The following is a 23,963-nucleotide window of genomic DNA, read 5'->3' as shown; positions in this document are numbered from 1 at the left end:
GGGGACGGGTCGGCGGGTGTCATCGGGCGGGCGCCGGGTTCACCGGGGGTGGCCCGAGGGGTCTCGGTTGAGGGTGGTGGTGGGAGACGGGTGTCATCGGGGGTGGCCCGAAGGGTCTCGATTGAGGGTGGTGGTGGGAGACGGGTGTCATCGGGGGTGGCCCGAAGGGTCTCGATTGAGGGTGGTGGTGGGAGACGGGTGGGCCTGCGACTGCCGCGGCCGCTCCTGGCTCTGTGCCTGCACGGCGGTGATCGAGACGGTGTTGACGATGTCCTGGACCAGCGCGCCGCGCGAGAGGTCGTTCACCGGTTTGCGCAGCCCCTGGAGCACCGGGCCGACCGCCACCGCGCCGGCCGACCGCTGCACGGCCTTGTAGGTGTTGTTGCCGGTGTTGAGGTCCGGGAAGACCAGCACCGTGGCCCGGCCCGCGACCCGCGAGCCCGGCAGCTTGGTCGCCGCGACCGCCGGGTCGACCGCCGCGTCGTACTGGATCGGCCCTTCCACCAGCAGGTCCGGTCGCCGTTCCCGGACCAGCTCGGTGGCCTTGCGCACCTTGTCGACGTCCGCGCCGGACCCGGAGGTCCCGGTGGAGTAGGACAGCATCGCGATCCGCGGCTCCACGCCGAACTGGGCGGCGGTGGCCGCCGACTGGATGGCGATGTCGGCCAGCTGTTCGGCGTTCGGGTCCGGGTTGACCGCGCAGTCGCCGTACACCAGGACCCGGTCGGCCAGGCACATGAAGAAGACCGAGGAGACGATCTGGGCGCCCGGCGCGGTCTTGATGATCTCGAAGGCGGGACGGATCGTGGCCGCGGTGGAGTGCACCGCACCGGAGACCATGCCGTCGGCCAGCCCCTCCTGGACCATCAGGGTGCCGAAGTACGACACGTCGGCGACCACGTCGTACGCCAGCTCGTAGGAGACGCCCTTGTGGGCGCGGAACTCGGCGTACCGCTCGGCGAACCGTTCCCGCAGCGGCGAGGTCTGCGGGTCGACGATCTGCGCGTCACCCAGTTGGATGCCGAGTTCGGCGGCGCGCTTGCGGACCGTGTCCTCCGCGCCCAGCAGGGTCAGCTCGCACACGTCGCGGCGGAGCAGTACGTCCGCGGCGCGCAGCACCCGCTCCTCGGTGCCCTCCGGGAGCACCACCCGGCGGCGGTCCGAGCGCGACCGCTCGATCAGCTCGTGCTCGAACATCATCGGGGTGACCCGGCCGGAGCGGGCCACCGCGATCCGGTTCGTCAGCTCCGCGGTGTCGACGTGGCGCTCGAAGAGCCCCAGCGCGGTCTCGGCCTTGCGCGGGGTGCCCGCGTGCAGCTTGCCCTCCAGGGAGAACAGCTGTTCGGCGGTGGGGAAGCTGCGGCCGGGCACCGACACCACCGGGGTGCCCGGCGCCAGTCGGGAGGCGAGCGCCAGGATGTCCGGGCCGGGCCGCTCGTCGAGGGTGAGCAGCACCCCGGCTATCGCCGGGGCGCCGGCGCTGTGCGCGGCGAGCGCGCCGATGATCAGGTCCGCCCGGTCGCCGGGGGTCACCACCAGGCAGCCGTCGGTCAGCGCGGGCAGGAAGGAGGGCAGCATGGCGCCGCCGAAGACGAAGTCGCGGACGTCGCGGGAGAGCCCCGCGTCGTCGCCCAGCAGTACCACCGCGTCGAGCGCGCGCACCACCTGGGAGACGGTGGGGGCGGAGAGCGAGCCGTCCTCGGGCAGCGCGTAGCAGGGCACCGGCAGCCGGGCGGCCAGCCGCTCCGCGATCGCCGCCCGGTCCTCGGGGGCGACCCGGTTCACCACCAGCGCCGCCACGTCGCAGCCCTGGGCCCGGTAGGCGCGGTAGGCGTTGCGGGCCTCGGCGCGCACCGACTCCTCGGTCTGGTCCTGGCCGCCGACCACGGTGATCACCGAGGCGCCGAACTCGTTGGCCAGCCGGGCGTTGAGCCCCAGCTCGTCGGGGAGGCTGGTGGCGGCGTAGTCGCTGCCCAGCACCAGCACGTACTCGTACTCCCGGGCGACCGCGTGGAAGCGGTCGACCAGCTCCGCGACCAGTTCGTCGGTGCCCCGCTCGGCCTGCAGCGCGGCGGCCTCCTCGTAGCTGATGCCGTACGCCGTCTCGGGCGGCTGGCTGAGCCGGTAGCGGGCCCGCAGCAGGTCGAAGAGGCGGTCGGGGTTGTCGTGCACCAGGGGGCGGAAGACGCCCACCCGGTCGACATGGCGGGTCAGGAGCTCCATGACCCCCAGCTCGACGACCTGACGGCCGTCGCCACGGTCGATCCCGGTCACGTACACGCTGCGTGTCACGCGTGCTCTCCGATCCGTTGACTGCTGGTGAAGTGGATGGTTCCCGGGCTGTGCGCGGGCACGCGTGGGGCCCCCGGTCGGCGCGCACCGCGGGCATCCCGGAGGCCGCCCGCGGCCGAGCCGAACATGACACCACCGGAATGCGCCACGAGAATGCTTCTTCGCTCTTGTTTCCTCTTGACAATACCCGCGCCCCCGGATAGTGCGCTCGCCAGTGTGGTGACGCGGCACACTCCGGCCCGTGAAACAATCGGACTGGCTCACAGGTACCAGTCGGGAGCAGGAGACACAGCACGATGCGCATCGGAGTTCTCACCGCAGGCGGCGACTGCCCGGGCCTCAACGCTGTGATCCGGTCCGTCGTGCACCGGGCGGTGGCCGGACACGGAGACGAGGTCATCGGCTTCGAGGACGGCTTCCGGGGTCTGCTGGAAGGCCGCCACCGCAGGCTCGACCTGGAAGCGGTCAGCGGCATCCTGGCCCGCGGCGGCACCATCCTCGGCTCCTCCCGGCTGGAGCGGGCCCGGCTCCGCGAGGCGTGCGACGCGTCCAAGGAACTCGCCCGCGACTACGGGATCGACGTACTCATCCCGATCGGCGGCGAGGGCACCCTGACCGCGGCCCGGATGCTCTCCGACTCCGGTCTGCCGGTGGTCGGCGTGCCGAAGACCATCGACAACGACATCTCCTCCACCGACCGCACCTTCGGCTTCGACACCGCGGTCGGCGTGGCCACCGAGGCGATGGACCGGCTGAAGACCACCGCCGAGTCCCACCAGCGGGTGATGGTGGTGGAGGTGATGGGACGGCACGCGGGCTGGATCGCGCTGGAGTCCGGGATGGCCGCCGGCGCGCACGGCATCTGCCTGCCGGAGCGGCCCTTCGAGGTCGACGACCTGGTGAAGATGGTCGAGGAGCGGTTCGCCCGCGGCAAGAAGTTCGCGGTCATCTGCGTCGCCGAGGGCGCCCACCCCGCCGAGGGGTCGATGGACTACCAGAAGGGCGAGATCGACCAGTACGGCCACGAGCGCTTCGCCGGCATCGGCAACCGGCTCGCGGTCGAGCTGGAGCGGCGGCTGGGCAAGGAGGCCCGCCCGGTGATCCTCGGCCATGTCCAGCGCGGTGGCGTGCCGACCGCCTACGACCGGGTCCTCGCCACCCGCTTCGGCTGGCACGCCGTGGAGGCCGCGCACAACGGCGACTTCGGCATGATGACGGCGCTGCGCGGCACGGAGATCCACCTGGTGCCGATCGCGCACGCGGTGACCGAGCTGAAGACCGTGCCCGCCGACCGGATGTACGAGGCGGAGTCGGTCTTCTGACCGGTGGCCGCACCGGCGTCCGCGGCCCCCGGCGCGGCAGCGGCCGGGCCGCCTTGACCCTGACACCCGTGTCAGGTCCTAGCGTCGCGGCATGACCTCACACACCACCGTCCCGTCCGTCCCGCCCGTCTCCTCGCTCGGCCGCGTGGTCCGCGGCGCGGGACCCGGCCTGCTGCTCGCCCACGGCGCGGGCGGCGGTATCGACCCCAACTACGGGCCGCTGATGGACGGTCTGGCCGCCCACCACACCGTGGTCGGCCCGGACTTCCCCGGCACCGGGCGCACCCCGCGCGCCACCTCCCCGCTCTCCCTCGACGGGCTGGCCGACGCACTGGTCGCCACCGCCGTGGAGGAAGGGCTGGAGACGTTCGCCGTCTCCGGGTACTCGCTGGGCGGGCCGGTGGCCGTCCGCGCGGCCACCCGCCACCCGGACCGGGTCACCGCGCTCGTGCTCACCGCGAGCTTCGCCGCGCCCAACCCCCGGCTGCGGCTCGCGGTGCGGCTGTGGCGCGACCTCCTGGACTCGGGGGACGCCGGGCGCCTGGCCGCCTTCGGACTCCTGGTCGGCATGGGCGCGCCCACCCTGGACGGCCTCGGCGCGGACGACGTCGACGCCGCCCTGCGGGGTGCCGCGGCCGGCGTCCCGGCCGGTACGGCGGACCACCTGGACCTGATCGACGCGGTCGACGTCCGCGACGACCTGCCCCGCCTCACGGTGCCCACCCTCGTCGTCTCCACGACCCAGGACAGCCTGGTCACCCCCGCCCTCCACCGGGAACTCGCGGACGCCATCCCGGGGGCCCGGCTGACCGGGCTGGCCAGCGGCCACCTGCCCTTCGCGGAGCGGCCCGCGGAGTGGCTGGAGATCATCCTCGGCTTCCTGGCCGCCGCCGGCCGGGTCCCCGCCGGCGCGGCGGGCCGGGGCCTGGCACCGTGATCCCGCGGTGCGCACCGTGCCGCGGGGCGGACCGGCAACCGGTGCCGGCGCCGGCCGGCGAGGTGCGGGACTCGGGTCATGACCTCACCCGAGCTGGGCGAACCGGACTACCTCCGGGAGATCGAGCGCCTCGCCGGCCGCGTCAGCGTGGCGCGTCCGACGAAGGATGGCTCTCGTTCCACGAGGACGCGGAGGACGCGACGCCGCTGCAGCGCAGCGTGAACGCCCTCGCCCGGGCGCTGCGCGTGAGCGGCAGCAGGAGCCGTTGTCGGTCGGAACCCGTTCGACGGTGATCCCAGCGCCGGTGAAGAAGGCGTGGGCCCGTCGCCAGAAGGCGGTGGCGGTCTCCTTCTCCTCGTCCGCGTGGATCTCGCTGTAGGCGAGGCGGGAGTGGTCGTCGACGGCGGTGTGCAGGTAGCTGTAGCCGGCGTTCCTGCGGGTCCTGGACCCTTGACGGCCTCGGTCTCCTGTCCCAGACCCGGGTGCGCAGCAGGCGTCTCGGCTCTCGGCGGGGGCGGTGGGCTGGTCTGCTTGCCGGGAATCGGATCGCCATCAACGGGGTTGGTGGGGGATGAGCCGTTATTGGAGGGGTCATGCGAGCGATTCAGGTGTACGAAGTGGGCGGTCCCGAGGTGCTGCAGGAGGCCGAGGTGGACCAGCCGCGGCCGGGTCCGGGCGAGGCGGTCGTGGAGGTCGCCGCATCCGGGGTCAACTTCCTCGACGTCTACCACCGCGAGGGCCGGTACAGCCTCCCGCTGCCCTTCACCCCGGGCTCTGAGGGCGCCGGCACGGTCGTCGAAGTCGGACCCGGCGTCGCTGACGTCGCAGTCGGGGATCGGGTCGGTTGGGTGGAGATTCCCGGCACGTATGCCGAGCGGGCCGTCGTGGACTCCTCCCGGCTGGTGCCGCTGCCCGACGATATCGGCTTCGAGACAGCCGCCGCCGTGCTCCTCCAAGGCATGACCGCGCACTATCTCGTCAAGGACGCCTACCCGGTTCAGGGGGGCGACACGGTGCTCGTGCATGCGGCTGCCGGTGGCATGGGGCTGCTTTTGACCCAGCTCATCACCCATCTCGGCGGCAGGGTGATCGGCACGACGTCGACCACGGCGAAGGCCGAGCTGGCGAAGCGTGCCGGGGCCGCCGAGGTGATCCTTTCCTCCGCGGTCGACGATCTCGCGGCCGAGGTGAGGCGGCTCAACGGCGGTGAGGGACTGCCGGTTGTCTTCGACGGTGTCGGCGCGCACACCTTCGAGGCGAGCCTCGCCAGCCTGCGAACCCGCGGCCATCTCGTGCTCTTCGGCGCGGCAAGTGGTGCCGTGCCGCCGTTTGATCCGATTCGGCTCGCCCAAGGCGGTTCGCTGACCCTGATCCGGCCCAGCCTCGGGGACTTCATCGCCGATCGGTCCGAACTGCTCCGACGGGCCGCCGATGTGTTCGAGTGGGTGCGCTCCAAGGCGCTTGAGGTCACCGTGACGGGCCGCTACGCGTTGTCCGAGGCCGTCCAGGCCCACAGCGATCTGGAGGCTCGGCGTACCACCGGCAAGCTGCTCGTCGTACCCGATGCGGCCGCTGTTGGACGCCGCGAGGAGACGCAGAGCTGATCGCGGGTGACGAGGTCGGGGATCTTGGAGACTGAGATGTCGAGGGCGGGGCCGACCGTCATCGCCGAGATCCCCGACAGCGTCAGGCACTCAAGCAGGCCGAGGTCAAGTTCTGGCAGGTTTCCGGCGTATCCGGGTCACACCCCTTCAAGATCCCTCAGCCGAGACCTGGCTCACCCGTCCATGACCTCCCGGGACAGAACACCCCTGGCGCACCGGCCCGCCGTCCGCCGCCGGTGGCTGGCAGGGGGCACGGCGGGGCGCGATACGGCGTGGTGGGGGCGGGCGGTCCGCCGGTTCGCTCCGGGGCGGCTCCGAACGGCCGACCGGCCCGGCGCGGAGCCGGCTAGGGCAGCACCTGCTCCCAGAACCGGTCCACCAGTTCGCCCAGGAACCGCTTGCCGGAGTCCCCGGACGCCGCCGCACTGCCCCCTTCGCCCCAGTTGAGGGAGGCCACCATGCGCGACTGGTACTCGGCGTGCAGCCGCTCCAGGGCGGTGTCGATCCGCTTCCTGGGCAGCGGCACCAGCCTGGCGACCGGCCGGGCGTAGGCCTGCCAGCGGGTGGTCACCGCGCCGCGCAGCATCTCCGCCAGCCGCTCGCCGCGGCCGGTCACCCGGAACTGCTCCGGCAGCGACAGTCCCAGCACCTCGCCGAGCAGCGCGTCGTGCCGTTCGCCGCCGCGCCAGCGGCCGGTCCGCTCCGCCTCCTGGTAGACCGCCGGCTCCATGCCGATCCGGCGGGCGACGTCGTCGGCGGCCAGCCCGCGCGCCATCCGGTGCTCGCGGAGGTTGGTCGGGGCGGCCATCAGATCGCCCGGGGCGCACCACAGCGCTCCGGCCAGCGCGGCCAGTTCGGCGGTGCCGGGCGCCGACTCGCCGTTCTCCCAGGCCGCCACGGTGGCCGGCGGCACCCGCAGGCCGTACGCCGCCCACATGCCGTGCGCGACATGCGCCCAGGTCATGTTGAGTGCCTCGCGCATACGGCGGGCGGCGGTGGCGTCGAAGGGCGGCGGAGGCTGGTGCACGCGGCACACCGTAGGTGCGGTACCGATCCTCGGAACAGTCGCCGAACAACCAAGCCCTCGAGTCGTACGAACGTACGGACCTGGTGTACCCTCCACGGCCTGATCATGGCCTGAACTGAAGGGTAACGAGGAGCGGGGATGCGACGGTTCTGGGCCCGTACCCGATTGCGCAACACGGCGTTAGGCGTGCTCGTCGCCGTGGTCGCCGGAGGCGGCTGGCTCACGCTGCGGGACGGCGGAGGAAGCGGAGGAAGCGGGCATCTGGCTGAGAACAGAAGTCAGGTACAGCGGGCCTGCAAGGGGGCGCTGCCGGCTCGCGAGCTGAGCGGACTGGTGCCCGGCGACAGCCCGGGCCGGGTCCGCGAGTACGGCACCATGCTCGACCCCGGGCGGCAGAGCCGCTCCCTGCTGGACTGCACGCTCGACTGGGGCGACGGGCGGAGGATCGCGGTGCACGCGGAGGCACTGCTGTCGGAGGTCCCGCAGAAGCTGCGGGCGGACGAACTCGCCGGACTCGGCGGACCCCACCTGTACGCCGCCCCCGGCATCACCGGCCAGTACGGCCCGCACGGCGGCTGGCTGGTCACCGAGTGCCTCGGCGGACTGCGCGGCCGGGCCCGGGAGACCACCGACCTGTACGTCACCGCCACCGTCGCCCCCGGCACCGACCGCGGCTGGGACCGGTCCGCGCTCACCACCCTGCGCACCGCCGTCCACGTGGCGAACACCATCACCCGCGAACAGGGCTGCGGCGGCGACCCGCTGCCCCGCCCGGAGAGCATCGTCGCGGTCTCCGACGACGACGGCCGCGGACGGAGCCAGCGCAGCTGCGACTGGATCGGCGTCGCCGGTTCGCTGCCGGTCGCCGAGGGCGCCTGGACCACCGTCGGGGACCAGCAGGACTCCCCGGTGCTCAACGCCTGCGAGAGCCACTGGACGGAGGGCGAGGACCCCGGCCGCCCCGAGCGCTGGGAGGTCTCCGGGGTCAGCGCGGCCAGCTGGTCGGGGGCGCTCGGCCGGAGCGCGTACGACGAGTACGAGGGATCCGGCGCGGTACCCGGCTGGGACCTGCCGGCCGGCGGCGAGCGGCCGGGCTCGAGCGGCGACGAGGAGATCGACGGCGCCGCCTCGGACCCCCGGCTCGCCCTGTGGGCCCGTTCGGTGTGCGACGGCGGCCCGACGTACCACCGGGTGTCCGTCAGCCCCGAGATCGGCGTCGTCGGGCGGGTGGTGCTGAAACGGGCCGACCGCGAACGGCTGTCGCAGACGGCCCGCACGGTGCTGGACCGCTACCTGGCGGCCGAGCACGGCTGGCCGCGCACCGCGCACTGCCGGGACACCACGCTGCTCGGGGAGGTCGAGGAATGGCACTGACGATGACCCGGCGGCGGTGGCAGGGCGCCGGCGCGCTGGCGGTGGCCGCCGCCTCGGTGGCCGGCGCCCTGGTGTGGCTCTCCGGCAGCGACGACCGCGCACTGGACGAGGCGTGCGCCGGGGTCCTCCCGGTGGCCGAGGTGCGGAAGGTGCTCGGCGACGGCGAGGTGGAGGTGGTGGACGGCGGTGAGGACGGGAGCGGGGCCCAGGGCTCGTTCGGCGACCCGGAGGGCAACGAGCTGTCCGTCCGCTGCACCGTGACCGCCGCGGGCACCGGCCGGGTGGCGGTGACCATCCGGGGCGTCCCCAGGCCGCAGCGCGAGCACGGGGTGGACACCCTCTACACCGACAGCCTCTACCAGGACGTCCTGCCCGCGCCGGTCGGCCACGGCTGGTCCGGCACCTTCCGCTCCCCGTCACTGCGCCCCGGTGACGACGACGGGAAGGCGACCACCACCCTGGCGCTGGACTGCGCGAAGGGCCGCGGCGGGCTGCTCGTCACGGTGGAGACGGAGCTGACGGACGCCACCGTGGACGACCCGGCCGCCCGCCCGGCGTTCGTCCGGGTCGCGACGGCCACCGCCGCCGGCGCCGACGGACACTGGGGCTGCGGCGCCCGCCTGGGCGACCCGGCCCCGTCCGTCGGCCTGCCGGTCGGCCCGGACGAGTACGAGCCGCTGCTGGACGCCGAGGGCACCTGCCGGGGCGTGCCGCCGGGGGCCCGGCGGCTGGGCATCTCCACCGCCCGGGAGACCGACCGGGACCGGGGGCTGCACGAGGTGTGCGCGCTCGGCACCCGGGACGGCTCCCCGCGCTTCAAGGCGCACGCGTTCTACGGGCCGTTCGCCGAGGAGGCCAGGGCGCGCTACACCCGCGACTACGACTACGAGAACGTCACCCCCGCCGACAAGCCCGCCGGGCGGCTGGGCAAGAGCGGCTACTGGACCAGCGCCGACTGCCCGGGCGGTGGCGAGCCCGCCCTGTACATGATCGAGCTGGACGGGAAGGACCGGCAGACCAGGCCGCTGGACCTGGAGTACGAGCGGACCGCCCTGCGGGCGTTCGCGGAGCGTTCGGCGAAGGCCCGCGGCTGCGCGGTGCCGGTGGTGCCGGCCGGGTGACCGCCCGGCGGGCCGGTGCGCCGGACCCCCGGGGCCGGCGGTGCGCGACGACGGCCGCCGCCCCGGGGGGCGGGCCCGCCGGGGCGCGGCGGTCACCCGCCGGCGCGCTCCGCCCGCTCCCAGAAGTGGTCCACGATGTGCTCCAGGAACTCCCGTGCGTCGGCCGCGGCGTTGTCCGCCACCGCGCCCCGGCTGAGGGTCGCGGCGATCCTGGACTGGTAGTCGGAGTGCAGGGACTTCAGGGCGGCCTCCAGCTGCGGCTTGGGCAGCGGGACCAGCTTGCCGATCTTCTTCACATACGCCTGCCAGCGGGTGTCGACCGCCGATTGCAGCAGTTCGGCCAGGCGCTTGTCCCGCCCGGTCACCTGGAAGAACGGGCGCAGCGGCAGATTGAGGACCTCGGCGAGTTTGCCGGCCTGGTTGTCGTTGCCGGTCCACTTGCCGGACTGTTCCATGCGCTCGTATTCCTGGGCGTCCATGCCGATGCGCATCGCGACGTCGATGGGGGCCAGGCCCTGGGCCACCCGGTGTTCGCGCAGGGTGCTGGGGGCGCCCAGCAGATCACCCGGCGAACACCACAGGGCCCCGGCGAGGGCCATCAGCTCCGTCTCGTTGGGAAATGCCTCACCCAGTTCCCAGGCGGCCACCACGGCCGGCGGAACCTGCAGTCCGTAGGCGGCGTGAATGCCGTAGGAGACGTGGGCGTGGGTCATTCCCAGTGCCTCGCGGAGCTGGCGCGCGGCATTGGGATCAAATGACGGGTTGCGGGGCTCGGCCGTATAGGACGGGTGCACAGGCGAACCGTATCGGCAGAACCGTATGTTTGTCTGATCACGCTATGACAACGTCATGACCCTGCCACCGTCCGGTGACCGGCCTCACCCCTTCACCGCCCCGCCGAGCGCGAAACCGCCGCCCAGCCGCCGCGCGATCATGACGTACAGCAGAACCACGGGTGTCGAGTACAGAATCGAGAACGCGGCGAGCTGCCCGTATGCGATGGAGCCGTAGTTGCCGAAGAAAGTGAAGATACTGACCGAGGCCGGGAGTTGATCGGGAGACAGCAGCAGCATGAAGGGGACAAAGAAGTTCCCCCACATCATGATGAAGCTGTAGATCGACACCACCGCGATTCCCGGTCCCATCAGCGGGAGGATCACCCGGGTGAGCGACTGGAGCCAGGAGGCGCCGTCCGTCCAGGCCGCCTCCTCCAAGGCCACCGGCACCCCGTCCATGTAGTTCTTCATCAACCAGATCGCGAACGGAAGTTGTGACGTGGCGAGGAAGAGCGCGGTTCCGTAGCCGGTGTCGATCAGATCGGCCTGTACGAACAGACCGTAGACCGGAACCATGATCGCGGTGATCGGCAGGCAGGTGCTGAAGAGCACCGTCAGGAGATAGGGGCGGACCAGCCGGGACCGGTACCGGGACAGCGGGTACGCCGCCAGCGCGGCGCAGCCCACCGTGACCACCGCCGCCCCGCCGCACAGCAGCAGACTGTTGAGCATCGGCGTGAACGTGATCTCGTCCGTCCACACCGCCGAGAAGTTGTCCGTGGTCGGGGAGCCGGGCGCGGCCACCCGCAGGGTCGCCTCCCGGTCCACCGAGGCCAGCACCAGCCACAGCAGCGGGACCACGAAGGCCGCCGCCACCGCCAGCAGCGCGGCGTCCGCCGCCAGCCGCCGGCGGGTGCGGCGGTCGGTCAATGAGGACATGCCACCTCCGTACTCGACACTCGACCGGTCGTGCTCCGGTGCACCGGCGGGGGCCGGTGCCGTCAGACGTCCTCGCGCAGCAGCCGCAGGTACACCGCCGAGAACACCGCGCCCACCAGCAGCAACAGCAGCGCCACCGCGGTGCCGTAGCCGATCAGGCTCTTGAGGAACGCCTGGTCGTACATGAACACCGGCAGCGTCTGGCTGCGGTTGCCCGGCCCGCCGCGCGTCATCGCCCAGATCAGCCCGAACACCGACAGCGTCTGGAGGGTGTTGAGCATCAGGTTGGTGCCGATGGAACGGCGGATCATCGGCAGCGTGACGTACCACAGCCGGCGCGGCCCGCTCGCGCCGTCGACCTCGGCGGCCTCCTCCACCTCCTTGGGGATGCCGGCCAGCGCCGCGGAGTAGACCAGCATCGAGAACGCGGTGCCGCGCCAGACGTTGGCGAAGGAGACGGCGAGGATCGGCAGCGTGTAGAGCCAGTTCTGGGACGGCAGGCCGGCCCAGTCCAGCACCGCGTTCAAGGTGCCCTCGCGGCGGAAGAACGCGTACAGCAGGAAGCCCGCGACGATCTCCGGCAGCACCCACGCCGCGATCACCACCGAGCCGGTCACGGTGCGCACCGGGCGGGACGCGCGCCGCATCAGCAGGGCCAGCGCCAGCCCCAGGGTGTTCTGGCCGATCACCGAGGAGACGAAGGTGAACACCAGGGTCAGCACCACCGCGTTGCGGAAGTCCGGGTCGCCGAAGGCCCGCCGGAAGTTGTCCAGCCCCACGAACTCGGTGGTCGCGGAGCCGGTCAGCTGCATGTCGGTGAAGGCGATGTAGACGCAGTAGCAGATCGGCCCGCCGAGGAAGAGCAGCAGCAGGACGGTGGCGGGGGCGAGCGGCAGCCAGCGCAGCGGCCGTCGCCGGCGGGCGGCCGCGCGGGACGGCGGGCGCCGCCGCGGCCGGCCCTCCGGTGCCGCCGCCTTCCCGGCCGCCGGGCCGGTGGGGGCGGCGGCCGTCATCGGTCCCGCTCGACCACGGCGCCGTCGGTGAGGTCGCCGAGCTGCTCGTCGTAGGCCCGGGCGGCCTCGGCCGGGGAGGCGTCGCCGGTGGTCACCGCCTCCATCGCCTCACCGATCGCGGACGACACCTGCGGATAGACCGGCAGCGCCGGGCGGTAGTGGGTGTGGCGCACCAGGCCGGTGAAGAACGCGATGCCGGGCATCGACCGCCGGTACTCCGGGTCGGCGGCGACGTCCTTGCGGACCGCGATCTGCGCCCCGACCACGTCCCACCTGACAGCGTTGTCCTTCCGCTGGAGGGTCTCGATGACCTTCCAGGCGAGGTCCGGCTTGCCGGACTTGGCGGAGATCGACCAGACCCAGCCGCCGGACATGCTGACCTTGCCCGGCGGATCGCCGTCCCGGGTCGGCATCGGCGCCTGGCCCAGCATCTTCGACCACTCCGGCCAGGGCTTGCCGCCGGACTCGATCCAGTGCTGGCCCATCCAGGAGCCGTCCAGGGAGATGGCGAGCTTGCCCTCCGGCAGCCACTCGTTGGCCACGTTGGTGCCCACGTTGGCGTCCAGCGCGTCGGACACGTCCGGGCCCAGCTTCTCCGCGTAGACGGTCCGGACGAACTCCAGCGCGTCCCGGAACCCCTGGCTGCCGGCGACCCACTTCTTCGCCTCCGGGTCGTACAGGGGGTCCGCCCCGGTGCCGTACAGCAGCATCTCGAAGCCCTGCATGACCGCCGCCTCGCCGGCGGCCTTGCCGGTGTAGACGTTCAGCGGCACCACACCGGGCACCTTCCGCTTCACCGTCCGCGCCGCGTCGAGGACGTCCGCCCAGTTCCGCGGCCGCCAGTCGGCGGGCAGCCCGGCCTTGGCGAAGATCTCCTTGTTGAACCACAGGGCGCGGGTGTCGGTGCCGTCCGGGACCCCGTAGGTCCTGCCGTCCTCGGCCCTGGCCGCCTGCCGGGCGGTCTCCAGGTACTGGTCCCACTCCGGCCAGTTCTCCAGGTAGTCGTCGAGCGGGCGGAGGTACCCGGCGGCGATGTCGGAGTTGATCCGGAAGGTGTCCTCGTAGACCACGTCCGGCGCGGTCTTCGCGGAGCGCATCATCTGCTGGATCTTGGTGGCGTAGTCGTTGTCGGACGCCTGGATGGGCACCAGTTTGATCTTCTTGCCGGGGTTGGCCTCCTCGAACTCCTCCTTGATGCCGGCGAGGTACTCGTCCTTGAAGCGGTTCGCGTTGTCGGTGCTGCGGTTGTAGGCGACCTTGACGGTGTCGGGGTCGCCACCGGAACCGCCGCAGGCGGTGAGACCGGTGGCGGCGACGAGGGCGGCTGCGAGGATCAGTGGGGCGGTGGGGCGCACGGGCACGAACCTCCTACGAGCCTCGGATGGCTGTGCGGTGACCGTAGGGTCGCGGTGAGTGAAAATCAATCCCCGTGACCTTGAAGGGACTCGAACCCGCGTGGGGTGGCCGCGGCGCCGGCGCCGCGGCCGCCGTCACGGGGCGCCGAGCCAGCGGTACACCAGCTCCGGACGCCCCACCTGCCCGTACTGGGGGGCGCGGGCGGCCCGCCCGGAGGTCACCAGGTGCTCCAGGTAGCGGCGGGCGGTGATCCGGGAGATGCCCACCGCCTCCCCGGTCGCCGCCGCCGACATGCCCTCCACGGCGGCGCGCAGGGTGCCGGTCACCGCGTCCAGGGTCGCCTGGGTCAGGCCCTTGGGCAGCGCGGCGGGCTGGGGGGCGCGGAGCGCGGCGAGCGCCCGGTCCACCTCGTCCTGGCCGCTGGCCTCGCCCGCGCTGGCCCGGAACTCCGCGTAGCGCAGCAGCCGGTCGCGGAGCGTCGCGAAGGTGAACGGCTTCAGCACGTACTGCACCACGCCCAGCGACACCCCCTCCCGGACCACTGCCAGATCCCGCGCCGAAGTGACCGCGATCACGTCCGCGGTGTGGCCGGCGGCGCGGAGCGAGCGGATCAGCCGCAGCCCGTGACCGTCGGGAAGGTAGAGGTCCAGCAGGAGCAGGTCCACCGCCGTGCGCTCCAGCTGCCGCAGCGCCGCGCCCCCGGAGTGGACCGCACCGGCCACCCGGAAACCGCGGACCCGGGAGACGTACAGGGCGTGCGCGTCCGCCGCGACGGGATCGTCCTCGACGACGAGCACGCGGATCTCGGCCTGCCCGCTCATGGGGGTCCTTTCCAGCGGCTGGGAGGCTGCTCAGGGTCTGTGGCGTCCGCCGTGGCGGCGGCCGTGCGGGACATTGACGGCACCGAGGGCACCGAGGGCACCGGGGACACCCGCCGGGCGGCCGGCCCCGGGCAGCCGGCGGGCGTCGCGCCCGCACCGGGGCCCGGTGCGGGGCGGCCCACCGGCCGCCGACTGCCGGACGGTGCCGAGGGGGACGCAGATCATACGGGTCACACCGGCGCCGGTCGCCTGCTCCCGGCACCCAGCGGCAGCCGCACCGTGAAGGCCGCGCCGCCGCAGGCGGAGTCGGCGACCTCCACCGTGCCCCCGTTGCGCCGCGCGGCCTGCCGTACCAGGGCCAGCCCCAGGCCGCGGCCGGCGCCCACCGGGCCGGCCGACGGCTCGGCCTTGGTGCTCCAGCCCCGGACGAAGACCTCCTCCACCGCCGCCGGGTCCACCCCCCTCCCGGTGTCCTCCACCCGCAGCAGCAGCTCGCCGTCGGCGACGCGGGCGGTCACCGTCACCCGCCCCCGGCGGGCCGCCGCGGCCGGGGGACCGGCCGCCTCCCCGGGCAGGTCCGCGTCGCCGGTCGGGGGCTCCCCGGGCAGGTCGTGGTCCGCGTCGCCGGGTGGGGGTCCCCCGGGGAGGTCCGCGTCGCCGGTCGGGGGCTCCCCGGGCAGGTCGTGGTCCGCGTCGCCGGGCGGGGGTCTCCCGGGCAGGTCCCCCTCGCCGGGCGGAGGTTCCCCGGGCAGTGCCGCGTCGCCGGGCCGGGGCAGGGCCCCGTCCCCCGGCCGCGGCTCCCCGCCCGGCCCGCCGCCGCGGTGCGTCTGGTGGGCGTCCTCGGCCGCGGCGTCCATCGCGTTGTCGATCAGGTTGCCCAGGATGGTCACCAGGTCCCGCGCCGGCAGCCCGGCCGGGAGCACACCGTCGTCGATCCGGCTGTCCGGGGCCAGGACCAGCTCCACCCCGTGCTCGTTGGCCTGCGCCGCCTTCCCCAGCAGCAGCGCCGCCAGCACCGGCTCGGCCACCGCCGCCACCACCTGGTCGGTGAGCGCCTGCGCCAGCTCCAGCTCCGCGGTGGCGAAGTCCACCGCCTCCTCGGCGCGCCCCAGTTCGATCAGCGACACCACCGCGTGCAGCCGGTTCGCCGCCTCGTGCGCCTGGGAGCGCAGCGCCTCGGCGAAACCGCGCACCGAGTCCAGCTCACCGGAGAGCGCCTGCAGCTCGGTGTGGTCGCGCAGGGTGACCACCGTGCCGCGCTGCTCCCCGCTGCTCACCGGCGAGGTGTTGACCACCAGCACCCGGTCGGCGGTCAGGTGCAGTTCGTCCACCCGCTCCTCGGTGGCCAGCAGGGCCCCGGTGAGCCGGGTCGGCAGCCCCAGGTCGGACACCACCCGGCCGACCACGTCCGGCGGCAGCCCGAGCAGCTCCCGCGCCCCGTCGTTGACCAGCGCGACCCGGCGCCGCCCGTCCAGCATCAGCAGCCCTTCGCGCACCGCGTGCAGGGTGGCCTGGTGGTAGTCGTGCATCCGGCTCAGCTCGGCCGCGTTCATGCCGTGGGTGTGCCGCCGCAGCCGGGCGTTGACCACGTACGTCCCCACGCCGCCGAGCGCCATCGCGGCGAGCGCCACGCCGATGAGGGCGACCAGCTGACTGCGGATGCGTTCGCTGATCTCGTCGACCGTGATGCCCGCGCTGACCAGGCCGACGATCCGGTCGCCGTCCCGGATCGGGGTCACCACCCGCACCGAGGGGCCGAGGGTGCCGGTGTAGGTCTCGGTGAAGGTGGTGCCGTCCAGCGCCGGACGGGTGTGACCGAGGAAGCGTTCCCCTATCCGCGCCGGGTCCGGGTGCGTCCAGCGGATCGCGGCCGGCGACATGATCGTGACGAAGGCGACGCCGGTGTCCTTGCGCACCCGCTCCGCGTACGGCTGCAGCACCGCCGGGGGGTGGGCGGAGCGCGCCGCGCGGACCACGGACGGGGAGTCCGCGACCGCGGTGGCCGCCGCCGTGACCTGGCGCCGCGCCGCGGCCTCCGCCTGGTTCAGGTCGGTGATGTACGCGAACACCGCGCAGCCCGCCACGACGACGGCGACCAGGACGACCTGCATCGCGAACAGCTGTCCGGCCAGGCTGCGGGGGCGGGGAACGCGCATGCGGATCAGTGTGCCCGGGGGCGGTCGCGTGAACGAAATGAACGGAAGGGTGACCGCCGTCACAGCGGGAGTGCATAGTCACCGGGACGTCCAGGACGTGTGAGCCGCACGTACTGCGCCCAGGACACTCGAGGAGGCAGCCGTGGCTGCGCAGACCCCGCCCCCGGACCGGAAACACCCGGGGCGCGCCCAGCGGGACAAGACCCACTACCTCTACCTCGCCGTCATCGGCGCGGTGCTGCTCGGCATAGTGGTGGGCTTCGCCGCTCCTGACGCAGCCGTCGAGCTCAAGCCCATCGGCACCGGGTTCGTCGACCTGATCAAGATGATGATCTCGCCGATCATCTTCTGCACGATCGTGCTCGGCGTCGGCTCGGTCCGCAAGGCCGCGAAGGTCGGCGCGGTCGGCGGCCTCGCCCTCGGCTACTTCCTGCTGATGTCCACCGTCGCGCTCGCCATCGGCCTGCTGGTCGGCAACCTCCTGGAGCCGGGCAGCGGCCTGCACCTGACCGCCGAGACGGCGAAGGCCGGGCAGGGCCAGGCCGAGGGGGCCAGCGAGTCCACCGAGGAGTTCCTGCTCGGCATCATCCCGACGACGCTGGTCTCCGCCTTCACCACGGGCGAGGTGCTGCAGACGCTCCTGGTGGCGCTGCTGGCGGGCTTCGGCCTGCAGGCGATGGGCCCGGCCGGTGAGCCGGTGCTGCGCGGAATCGGCCACATCCAGCGGCTGGTCTTCCGCGTCCTGTCGATGATCATGTGGGCCGCCCCGGTGGGCGCGTTCGGCGCCATCGCGGCGGTGATCGGCCAGACCGGCACGGACGCGCTGAAGTCCCTCGCCGTCATCATGATCGGCTTCTACGTCACCTGCGCCCTCTTCGTCTTCCTGGTGCTCGGCGCGGTGCTGCGGCTGGTGGCCGGGATCAACATCTTCGCGCTGCTGAAGTACCTCGGCCGCGAGTTCCTGCTGATCCTGTCGACCTCGTCGTCCGAGTCGGCCCTGCCGCGCCTGATCGCCAAGATGGAGCACGCGGGCGTCAGCAAGCCGGTGGCCGGCATCACCGTGCCCACCGGCTACTCCTTCAACCTGGACGGCACGGCCATCTACCTGACGATGGCCTCGCTGTTCATCGCGGAGGCGATGGGCGACCCGCTCTCCGTCGGACAGCAGATCTCGCTGCTGCTCTTCATGATCATCGCGTCCAAGGGGGCGGCCGGGGTCACCGGTGCGGGCATGGCCACCCTGGCCGGCGGCCTGCAGTCGCACCGGCCCGAACTGGTCGACGGCGTCGGCCTGATCGTCGGCATCGACCGCTTCATGAGCGAGGCGCGCGCCCTGACCAACTTCGCCGGCAACGCGGTGGCGACGGTCCTGGTCGGAACCTGGACCAAGGAGATCGACAAGGAGCGGATGGGCGAAGTCCTCGCCGGCCGGCTGCCGTTCGACGAGACGACGCTCGTGGACGACGTCCACGCCACCTCGGCGTACGACGGCGCCGCAGGTCAGGACGGCCCTCCGGAGATCATCAAGAGCGACGGGAACGGAACTGCGCGCGGCGGCGCGGCGTCCAAGGAGACGACCGCGGCCCTCTGACCGCGACCCCTGCCACGCGGGTGTGCGCCGCCCCACTCGGCACATGCCCGCCGCCCGGCCGGCCGGCTGCCTGGCCGCTCACGACGAGGCAGCCGGCCGGCCCGACCGAGGGCGGGCAGGCCACTGGTGTCCACCGCACCGGGGGCCTGCTCGCCCCTCGCGTCCCCGCCCGCCCGTCCCCCGTCCCCGCGGCCGTCCCGAGCGCCGGGCCGCGGGCCGCGGGACCGGGCGCCGGGCGGCTCCCGGACGGTGGCTACGATCAGCCGCGGGCAGCCGAGTCGTCCCGGGGGACGGTCGCCCCACCACGGCCCGGGGAGGGAGCAGAGATGACGCGCGGTGAGTCCGGTCCGGCGGACGACGAGCCCGGGCGGCCGCCCGACGACCACGCCCCGACCTCGGCCGCGGACGCCGGGGAAGCCCGAGCCGCCGGGGACGCCGGGGACACCACCCGGGCCGGGAGCACCGGAAGCGCCGGAGAAGCCCGAACCGCCGGGAACACCGGGAACACCGGGAACACCGGGGACACCGGAGAACCCACCAAGGGCGGGGGCGCCGCCGACGCCGGGACGACCGCGCGGGCCGGGGACGCCGGGGCGGTGCGACGGCGCCGCCTCGCGGTACGCGGCGCCCCCGTCGTGGCCCTGCTGCTGCTCGCGGCGGGGTACGTCGCCTTCGGTGACGCGGTGCGGAACCGGCTGTTCGCCGACGACGCGGTGCGGGTGGCCGCCCCCGTGCCGAAGGCGGGCACCGAGGGGCGGTGCGCGGAGCTGATCGACGCGGTGCCGGACGAACTGGGCGGTGCCGAGCGGCGCGAGACCCGGCCGGCGACGCGGTACACCGCCGCCTGGGGCGATCCGGCCATCGTCCTGCGGTGCGGTATCCCGCGGCCCGACGAGATGAACAACCCCCGTGCGCCGGGCGCCCGGCTCAAGGGCGTGGACTGGATGCTGGAGAGCCCGGACGACGGCAGCCACCGCTGCACCACCGCCCTCCGCAGCGTCTACGTCGAGGTGTCGATCCCGGCGGCGTACCGCGACGTCGAAGCGCTCGTGGAGCTGGGGGACGCGGTACGGACGACCATCCCCGCCGGGCTCTGAGCGGGTCGCCCCCGGTGGCGGTCGCTCCCGGGTCCGGTCCGGCCCCGGCTCCGCGCGGCCGCCGCGCGGAGCCGCCTCGGTGACCGGGGCCCGCGCCGGCCGCTTCCGGGGCCGGCTCCGTCAGCCCGGGCGGAGCCAGAGCGTGGCGAGCGGCGGCAGCACCACCTGGATGCTGGTGGGGCGGCCGTGCCAGGGCACCGGTTCGGCCTTCAGCGGTTCGGTGTTGGCCACGCCCCCGCCGCCGTACTCCTCGGCGTCGGTGTTCAGCACCTCGCGCCAGGCGGCGATCCGCTCCGGCACGCCGAGCCGGTACTCGTGGCGGACGACGGGGGAGAAGTTGCTGACCGACAGCAGGGGCGACCCCTGGGCGTCGAACCGGAGGAAGGCGAACACGTTGTCCTCGCTCGCGTCGCCGGCCACCCAGGCGAAGCCGTCCGGCACGGTGTCGCGCTGCCACAGCGAGGGGTTCGCGGTGTAGAGCCGGTTCAGGTCGCGCACCAGCCGGCGCACCCCGCGGTGGTCGCCCGCCGAGTGGTACGAGTCGTCCAGCAGCCACCACTCGGGTCCGTGCTCGTGCGACCACTCCGCCCCCTGGGCGAACTCCTGCCCCATGAAGAGCAGCTGCTTGCCGGGGTGGGACCACATGAAGCCCAGGTACGCGCGGTGCGTGGCCCGCCGCTGCCACCAGTCGCCGGGCATCTTCGACACCAGCGCCTGCTTGCCGTGGACCACCTCGTCGTGCGAGATCGGCAGGACGTAGTTCTCGCTGTAGGCGTAGACCATGGAGAAGGTCATCTCGTGGTGGTGGTACTTGCGGTGCACCGGCTCGTGGGCCACGTAGCCGAGCGAGTCGTGCATCCACCCCATGTTCCACTTCAGCCCGAAGCCGAGCCCGCCGAAGCCGTCCGGCCCCACATGGTGGGTGGCGCGGGTGACGCCGTTCCACGCGGTGGACTCCTCGGCGATGGTGACCACGCCCGGGCAGCGCCGGTAGACGGTGGCGTTCATCTCCTGGAGGAAGGCGACCGCGTCCAGGTCCTCCCGCCCGCCGCGGGCGTTCGGCGTCCACTGCCCTTCCTCGCGGGAGTAGTCCAGGTAGAGCATGGAGGCGACGGCATCGACCCGCAGGCCGTCGATGTGGAACTCCTCGCACCAGTAGACCGCGTTGGCGACCAGGAAGTTGCGCACCTCGGTGCGCCCGTAGTCGAACTCCAGGGTCCCCCAGTCGGGGTGCGCGGCGCGCTGCGGATCGCCGTGCTCGTACAGCGGGGTGCCGTCGAAACCGGCCAGCGCCCAGTCGTCGCGGGGGAAGTGCGCGGGCACCCAGTCCACCAGGACGCCGATGCCGGCCCGGTGCAGCGCGTCCACCAGGTACTTGAAGTCGTCCGGGCCGCCCATGCGGGCGGTGGGGGCGTAGAAGCCGGTGATCTGGTAGCCCCAGGAGCCGCCGAACGGATGCTCGGCGACCGGCATGAACTCCACGTGGGTGAAGCCCAGGTCCCGGACGTAGGCGGGGAGTTGTTCCGCCAGCTGCCGGTAGCTCAGCCCCGGGCGCCAGGACGGCAGGTGCACCTCGTAGACCGACATCGGCGACTCGTGCACCCGGCGGGCGGTACGGCCGGCCAGCCAGGCGTCGTCCTGCCAGCGGTGGTGCGAGGCGTAGACCACCGAGGCGGTGGCCGGCGGGCACTCGGTCCGCCGGGCCATCGGGTCCGCCCGCCGGGACCGTCCGCCGTCCCGGCCGGTGATCTCGTACTTGTACAGCGCCCCCTCGCCGACCTCGGGGAGGAACAGCTCCCACACCCCGCTGCGGCCCAGCGACCGCATCGGGAAGGCGGTGCCGTCCCAGTAGTTGAAGTCCCCGATGAGCCGGACCCCCCGGGCGTTGGGGGCCCACACCGTGAAACGGGTGCCGGTGACGCCCTGGTGGGTCATCGGCCGGGCGCCGAGCGCCTGCCACAGCTGCTCGTGCCGCCCCTCGCCGATCAGATGCAGGTCGAACTCGCCGAGGGCGGGCAGGAAGCGGTACGGGTCGTGCAGTTCCAGTTCGGCGCCGTCGTAGCCGACCAGCAGCCGGTAGTCGGGCACCTCGCTCAGCGGCAGCACCGCGGCGAAGAACCCGTCGCCCTCCGGGCGCAGCTCGGCGCGCAGGCCCTTGGCGGTCACCGCGACCGAACGGGCGAACGGCCGCAGCGCCCGGAAGGCGACCCCGCCCGGTACCGGGTGGGCGCCCAGGTGGGAGTGCGGGTCGTGGTGCGAGCCGTCGAGCAGCCGGTCCCGGTCGGCGGGGGCCAGCGGCGGGGCGGGCCGGGTGCCGCGACCGTGCCCGGCGGGCGCCGGGGCCGGGGCGGCGGCGCCGGCGCCGGGCGGGCGCCCGGTGAGCGGGCGGGCCCCGGGTGCCGGGGCGGGGCCGGGCACCTCGGCGCCGGGCACCTCGGCGCCGGGCGGGCGCGGGGCCCGCGGGGCCGGGGGTTCGGAGTACGAGGAGGAGCGGTGGCGCGCGGCCGGCCGGGCCACGGCCACGGCGTCGGCTCCGGACGCGGCGGCCTCGGGGGCCGTGACCTCGTCGGACGGGTCGGGGGACGGCGGGGGTGCGGTCACGGGGGTGGTCCTCCTGGGGCCCGGCCGGGCGGGGCCGGGGGTCGGTGGCGGAAGCGGACGTGGGGGGCAAGGGTGGGGCGGGGGGAGCGAGGGAGACGGGGCGGGGGAGCGAGGGAGACGGGGCGGGGGAGTGAGAGGAGTGGTGGGGCGGGGGAGCGAGAGGGGTGGCGGAACGGTTCAGCGGTCTCCGGCCGGACGGGTGAAGCCGGAGAGCCGGCGGATCGCGGACATCGGGACGGAGAGCCAGTCGGGGCGGTGCCGGGCCTCGTAGAGCACCTCGTAGACGGCCTTGTCCGTCTCGTAGGCGCGCAGCAGCTCCGGCTCGTCGCGGGGGTCGGCGCCGGACGCCTCGGCGTAGCCCGCGCAGTAGGCGGCGCGGGTGAGCCGGGCCCAGTCGTCGCCGGCCCGGCCGGCTCCGCTCCGGCCCGCCTCCGGCCCGGAGCCGGGCCGGCTCCCGCCCGGCTCCGCCCGGCCCCGGCCGGCCACCGCCGCCGCGTACTCGAACGAACGCAGCATGCCCGCGATGTCGCGCACGGTGGGCTGCGGGCGGCGGCGTTCGGCCAGCGGCCGGGACGGCTCGCCCTCGAAGTCGATCAGTGACCACGGCCCGCCCTCGGAGGTCCGCAGCACCTGGCCCAGATGGAGGTCGCCGTGGATGCGCTGGGCCGCCCAGGTGCGGCCGGCCCGGCCGAGCCCGGCCAGGTCGTCGAAGGCGGTGCGCAGCCGGGGACGGTAGGGGTGCAGCGCGGGCACGGCCGCGGCGGCCGCGTCCAGCCGCGCCGACATGGCCGCCGCCAGGCGTTCGATCTGGGGGCGCCGCAGCACGGCGGTCGGCAGGGCGTCCGCCATCGCCAGGTGCACCTCGGCGGTGGCCCGGCCCAGGGCGTGCGCGGCGGAGCCGAAGTCGGCGTGCCGCGCCAGGGCGCCCAGTGCCAGTTGCCATCCGTCGGTCGACCCCGCCAGATACGGCTGGAGCACCCCGAGGGTGTACGGCGCGGACCCGCCCGAGGCCGGGGCGGTCTCGAACCACGCGGCGGGCGAGGGCACCCGGGAGCAGCCGGTGCGGGCGAGGGCGAGCGGCAGCTCCAGGTCCGGGTTCTCGCCGGGGCTGACCCGGCGGAACACCTTGAGGATGTACGTTTCTCCGAAGACCACGGAGGAGTTGGACTGCTCCGCCGTCATCATCCTCGGAGTGAGCACCGAGGGGATGGTGGTGGACGGTTCGCGGACGAAGAGCAGCGGACCCAGCCGGCCCGGCACCCGCAGCCGCTCCAGCAGCACCGCGGCGAGCCGGGGGTCGCACAGCCCCTCGTAGACGGTGTAGCCGTGCAGCGGGCCGCCGACGGGCCGGCCGATCAGGGCGGGTGCCAGCCGCGGCGGCAGGGCGGCGCGCACGCCCAGCAGGATCTGGTAGCAGTCCGCGGAGGGCTCCCCCGCGAGGGAGCCGGGCTGTTTGGCCCGGACGAGCAGATGGAGCAGGCCCGGTGTGGCGCCGCCCGCGGGGCACGGCAGCAGCTCGGTGGCGGAGACGAGCGTGAAGCCGGTGACCGGACGGCCCTTCCCCGCGAACCAGCGCTGGCGTGGCAGCCACTCGGCGAGCAGCGGTGCGAGCGAGGGCAGCAGCCCGGCCGGGCCATGGGCGTGCGTCACTGCGGCGGCCCGCGGTGCGACCGTCTGAGAGTGCTCTGTCCTCCGGGTGAAGGGAGCTTCCGGCATGGCGTCGCGTCCTTTCCCCGGGGCACACGACAGATAGCGAAAAGTGTCCCGGATTGTGGCATTAGCAGTGCGACGGCGCGGTGACGGTACCCCCGGACGGAGTCCGGGGAGCGGTCTTCCCGGACGGGGGTCCGGGAACGGGCCGGACGAGGGATCGCCCGAACATCCGTACGGCGAACCTGAAGCGAAGACCTCGGAGACGGCGCGTGGCGCGTTCGGT

17 protein-coding genes and 1 pseudogene are annotated in these 23,963 nt (G+C 73.8%); 7 read left to right on the top strand and 11 right to left on the bottom strand.

The window, feature by feature from the left end:
- Positions 1–147 precede the first annotated feature (147 nt).
- Positions 148–2,292: a phosphate acetyltransferase gene (gene pta, locus ACH4B3_RS01330; RefSeq protein ID WP_398460645.1), complete on the bottom strand. Its 2,145-nt coding sequence runs from the start codon at positions 2,290–2,292 to the stop codon at positions 148–150.
- A gap of 296 nt (positions 2,293–2,588) precedes the next feature.
- Here pta and ACH4B3_RS01325 point away from each other — a divergent pair, with 296 nt between their 5' ends.
- Both ACH4B3_RS01325 and ACH4B3_RS01320 read left to right on the top strand, forming a co-directional pair.
- A complete protein-coding gene (locus tag ACH4B3_RS01325) occupies positions 2,589–3,614 on the top strand; it encodes an ATP-dependent 6-phosphofructokinase (protein ID WP_398460644.1) in 1,026 nt (341 codons plus the stop codon).
- Positions 3,615–3,705: 91 nt separating this feature from the next.
- Positions 3,706–4,551 (top strand): alpha/beta fold hydrolase, encoded by an 846-nt coding sequence (locus tag ACH4B3_RS01320; RefSeq protein ID WP_398460643.1) that lies wholly within the window; start codon positions 3,706–3,708, stop codon positions 4,549–4,551.
- A 240-nt stretch (positions 4,552–4,791) separates the two neighbouring features.
- On the opposite strand, the pseudogene ACH4B3_RS01315 reads toward ACH4B3_RS01320, so the two are convergent.
- Positions 4,792–4,971 (bottom strand): annotated as a pseudogene (locus ACH4B3_RS01315) (DDE-type integrase/transposase/recombinase); the annotation flags it as partial.
- A gap of 173 nt (positions 4,972–5,144) precedes the next feature.
- Between ACH4B3_RS01315 and ACH4B3_RS01310 the strand changes: the two are divergent.
- Positions 5,145–6,155 (top strand): quinone oxidoreductase family protein, encoded by a 1,011-nt coding sequence (locus tag ACH4B3_RS01310; RefSeq protein WP_398460642.1) that lies wholly within the window; start codon positions 5,145–5,147, stop codon positions 6,153–6,155.
- A 346-nt stretch (positions 6,156–6,501) separates the two neighbouring features.
- On the opposite strand, the gene ACH4B3_RS01305 is transcribed toward ACH4B3_RS01310, so the two are convergent.
- Positions 6,502–7,182 carry a helix-turn-helix domain-containing protein gene (locus ACH4B3_RS01305; RefSeq protein WP_398460641.1) on the bottom strand — a complete coding sequence of 227 codons (681 nt, stop codon included), beginning with the start codon at positions 7,180–7,182 and terminating at the stop codon, positions 6,502–6,504.
- Positions 7,183–7,320: 138 nt separating this feature from the next.
- Between ACH4B3_RS01305 and ACH4B3_RS01300 the strand changes: the two genes are divergently transcribed.
- Positions 7,321–8,556, top strand: coding sequence for a hypothetical protein (locus tag ACH4B3_RS01300; RefSeq protein ID WP_398460640.1), 1,236 nt, complete (start codon positions 7,321–7,323; stop codon positions 8,554–8,556).
- A complete protein-coding gene (locus tag ACH4B3_RS01295; RefSeq protein ID WP_398460639.1) occupies positions 8,547–9,677 on the top strand; it encodes a hypothetical protein in 1,131 nt (376 codons plus the stop codon). The genes ACH4B3_RS01300 and ACH4B3_RS01295 overlap by 10 nt, the downstream gene beginning before the upstream one ends.
- 92 nt (positions 9,678–9,769) lie before the next feature.
- Here the strand turns inward: ACH4B3_RS01295 and ACH4B3_RS01290 are convergent, their stop codons facing one another.
- From ACH4B3_RS01290 to ACH4B3_RS01265, 6 genes are all read right to left on the bottom strand, one after another.
- Positions 9,770–10,471: a helix-turn-helix domain-containing protein gene (locus ACH4B3_RS01290; RefSeq protein ID WP_398460638.1), complete on the bottom strand. Its 702-nt coding sequence runs from the start codon at positions 10,469–10,471 to the stop codon at positions 9,770–9,772.
- A gap of 84 nt (positions 10,472–10,555) precedes the next feature.
- On the bottom strand, positions 10,556–11,392 hold the full coding sequence (locus ACH4B3_RS01285; protein WP_398460637.1) for a carbohydrate ABC transporter permease: 837 nt from the start codon (positions 11,390–11,392) through the stop codon (positions 10,556–10,558).
- A gap of 62 nt (positions 11,393–11,454) precedes the next feature.
- Positions 11,455–12,405, bottom strand: coding sequence for a carbohydrate ABC transporter permease (locus ACH4B3_RS01280; RefSeq protein ID WP_398460636.1), 951 nt, complete (start codon positions 12,403–12,405; stop codon positions 11,455–11,457).
- The gene (locus tag ACH4B3_RS01275; RefSeq protein WP_398460635.1) at positions 12,402–13,760 is read right to left on the bottom strand and encodes an ABC transporter substrate-binding protein; all 1,359 of its coding nucleotides are present in this window, start codon (positions 13,758–13,760) and stop codon (positions 12,402–12,404) included. The genes ACH4B3_RS01280 and ACH4B3_RS01275 overlap by 4 nt, the downstream gene beginning before the upstream one ends.
- Positions 13,761–13,895: 135 nt before the next feature.
- Entirely contained in the window at positions 13,896–14,582 is a 687-nt protein-coding gene (locus ACH4B3_RS01270) for a response regulator (protein WP_398460634.1), read from the bottom strand.
- 230 nt (positions 14,583–14,812) lie between these two features.
- Positions 14,813–16,738 (bottom strand): ATP-binding protein, encoded by a 1,926-nt coding sequence (locus ACH4B3_RS01265; protein ID WP_398460633.1) that lies wholly within the window; start codon positions 16,736–16,738, stop codon positions 14,813–14,815.
- Between the two features lie 142 nt (positions 16,739–16,880).
- Here ACH4B3_RS01265 and ACH4B3_RS01260 point away from each other — a divergent pair, with 142 nt between their 5' ends.
- Both ACH4B3_RS01260 and ACH4B3_RS01255 read left to right on the top strand, forming a co-directional pair.
- Positions 16,881–18,329 carry a cation:dicarboxylate symporter family transporter gene (locus ACH4B3_RS01260; RefSeq protein ID WP_398460632.1) on the top strand — a complete coding sequence of 483 codons (1,449 nt, stop codon included), beginning with the start codon at positions 16,881–16,883 and terminating at the stop codon, positions 18,327–18,329.
- Between the two features lie 326 nt (positions 18,330–18,655).
- Complete coding sequence (locus ACH4B3_RS01255) at positions 18,656–19,426, top strand: DUF3515 domain-containing protein (RefSeq protein ID WP_398460631.1); 771 nt, start codon at positions 18,656–18,658, stop codon at positions 19,424–19,426.
- Positions 19,427–19,546: 120 nt separating this feature from the next.
- Here the strand turns inward: ACH4B3_RS01255 and glgB are convergent, their stop codons facing one another.
- Both glgB and ACH4B3_RS01245 read right to left on the bottom strand, forming a co-directional pair.
- Positions 19,547–22,027, bottom strand: coding sequence for a 1,4-alpha-glucan branching enzyme (gene glgB / locus ACH4B3_RS01250; RefSeq protein ID WP_398460630.1), 2,481 nt, complete (start codon positions 22,025–22,027; stop codon positions 19,547–19,549).
- A gap of 177 nt (positions 22,028–22,204) precedes the next feature.
- Positions 22,205–23,743, bottom strand: a complete 1,539-nt coding sequence (locus ACH4B3_RS01245) for a phosphotransferase (protein ID WP_398460629.1) — start codon at positions 23,741–23,743, stop codon at positions 22,205–22,207.
- Positions 23,744–23,963: the final 220 nt, after the last annotated feature.

Source organism: Streptomyces sp. NPDC018031 (genome assembly GCF_044327625.1).
Classification (GTDB): Bacteria; Actinomycetota; Actinomycetes; order Streptomycetales; family Streptomycetaceae; genus Streptomyces.
This window is presented reverse-complemented; position numbering and strand designations above follow the sequence as displayed.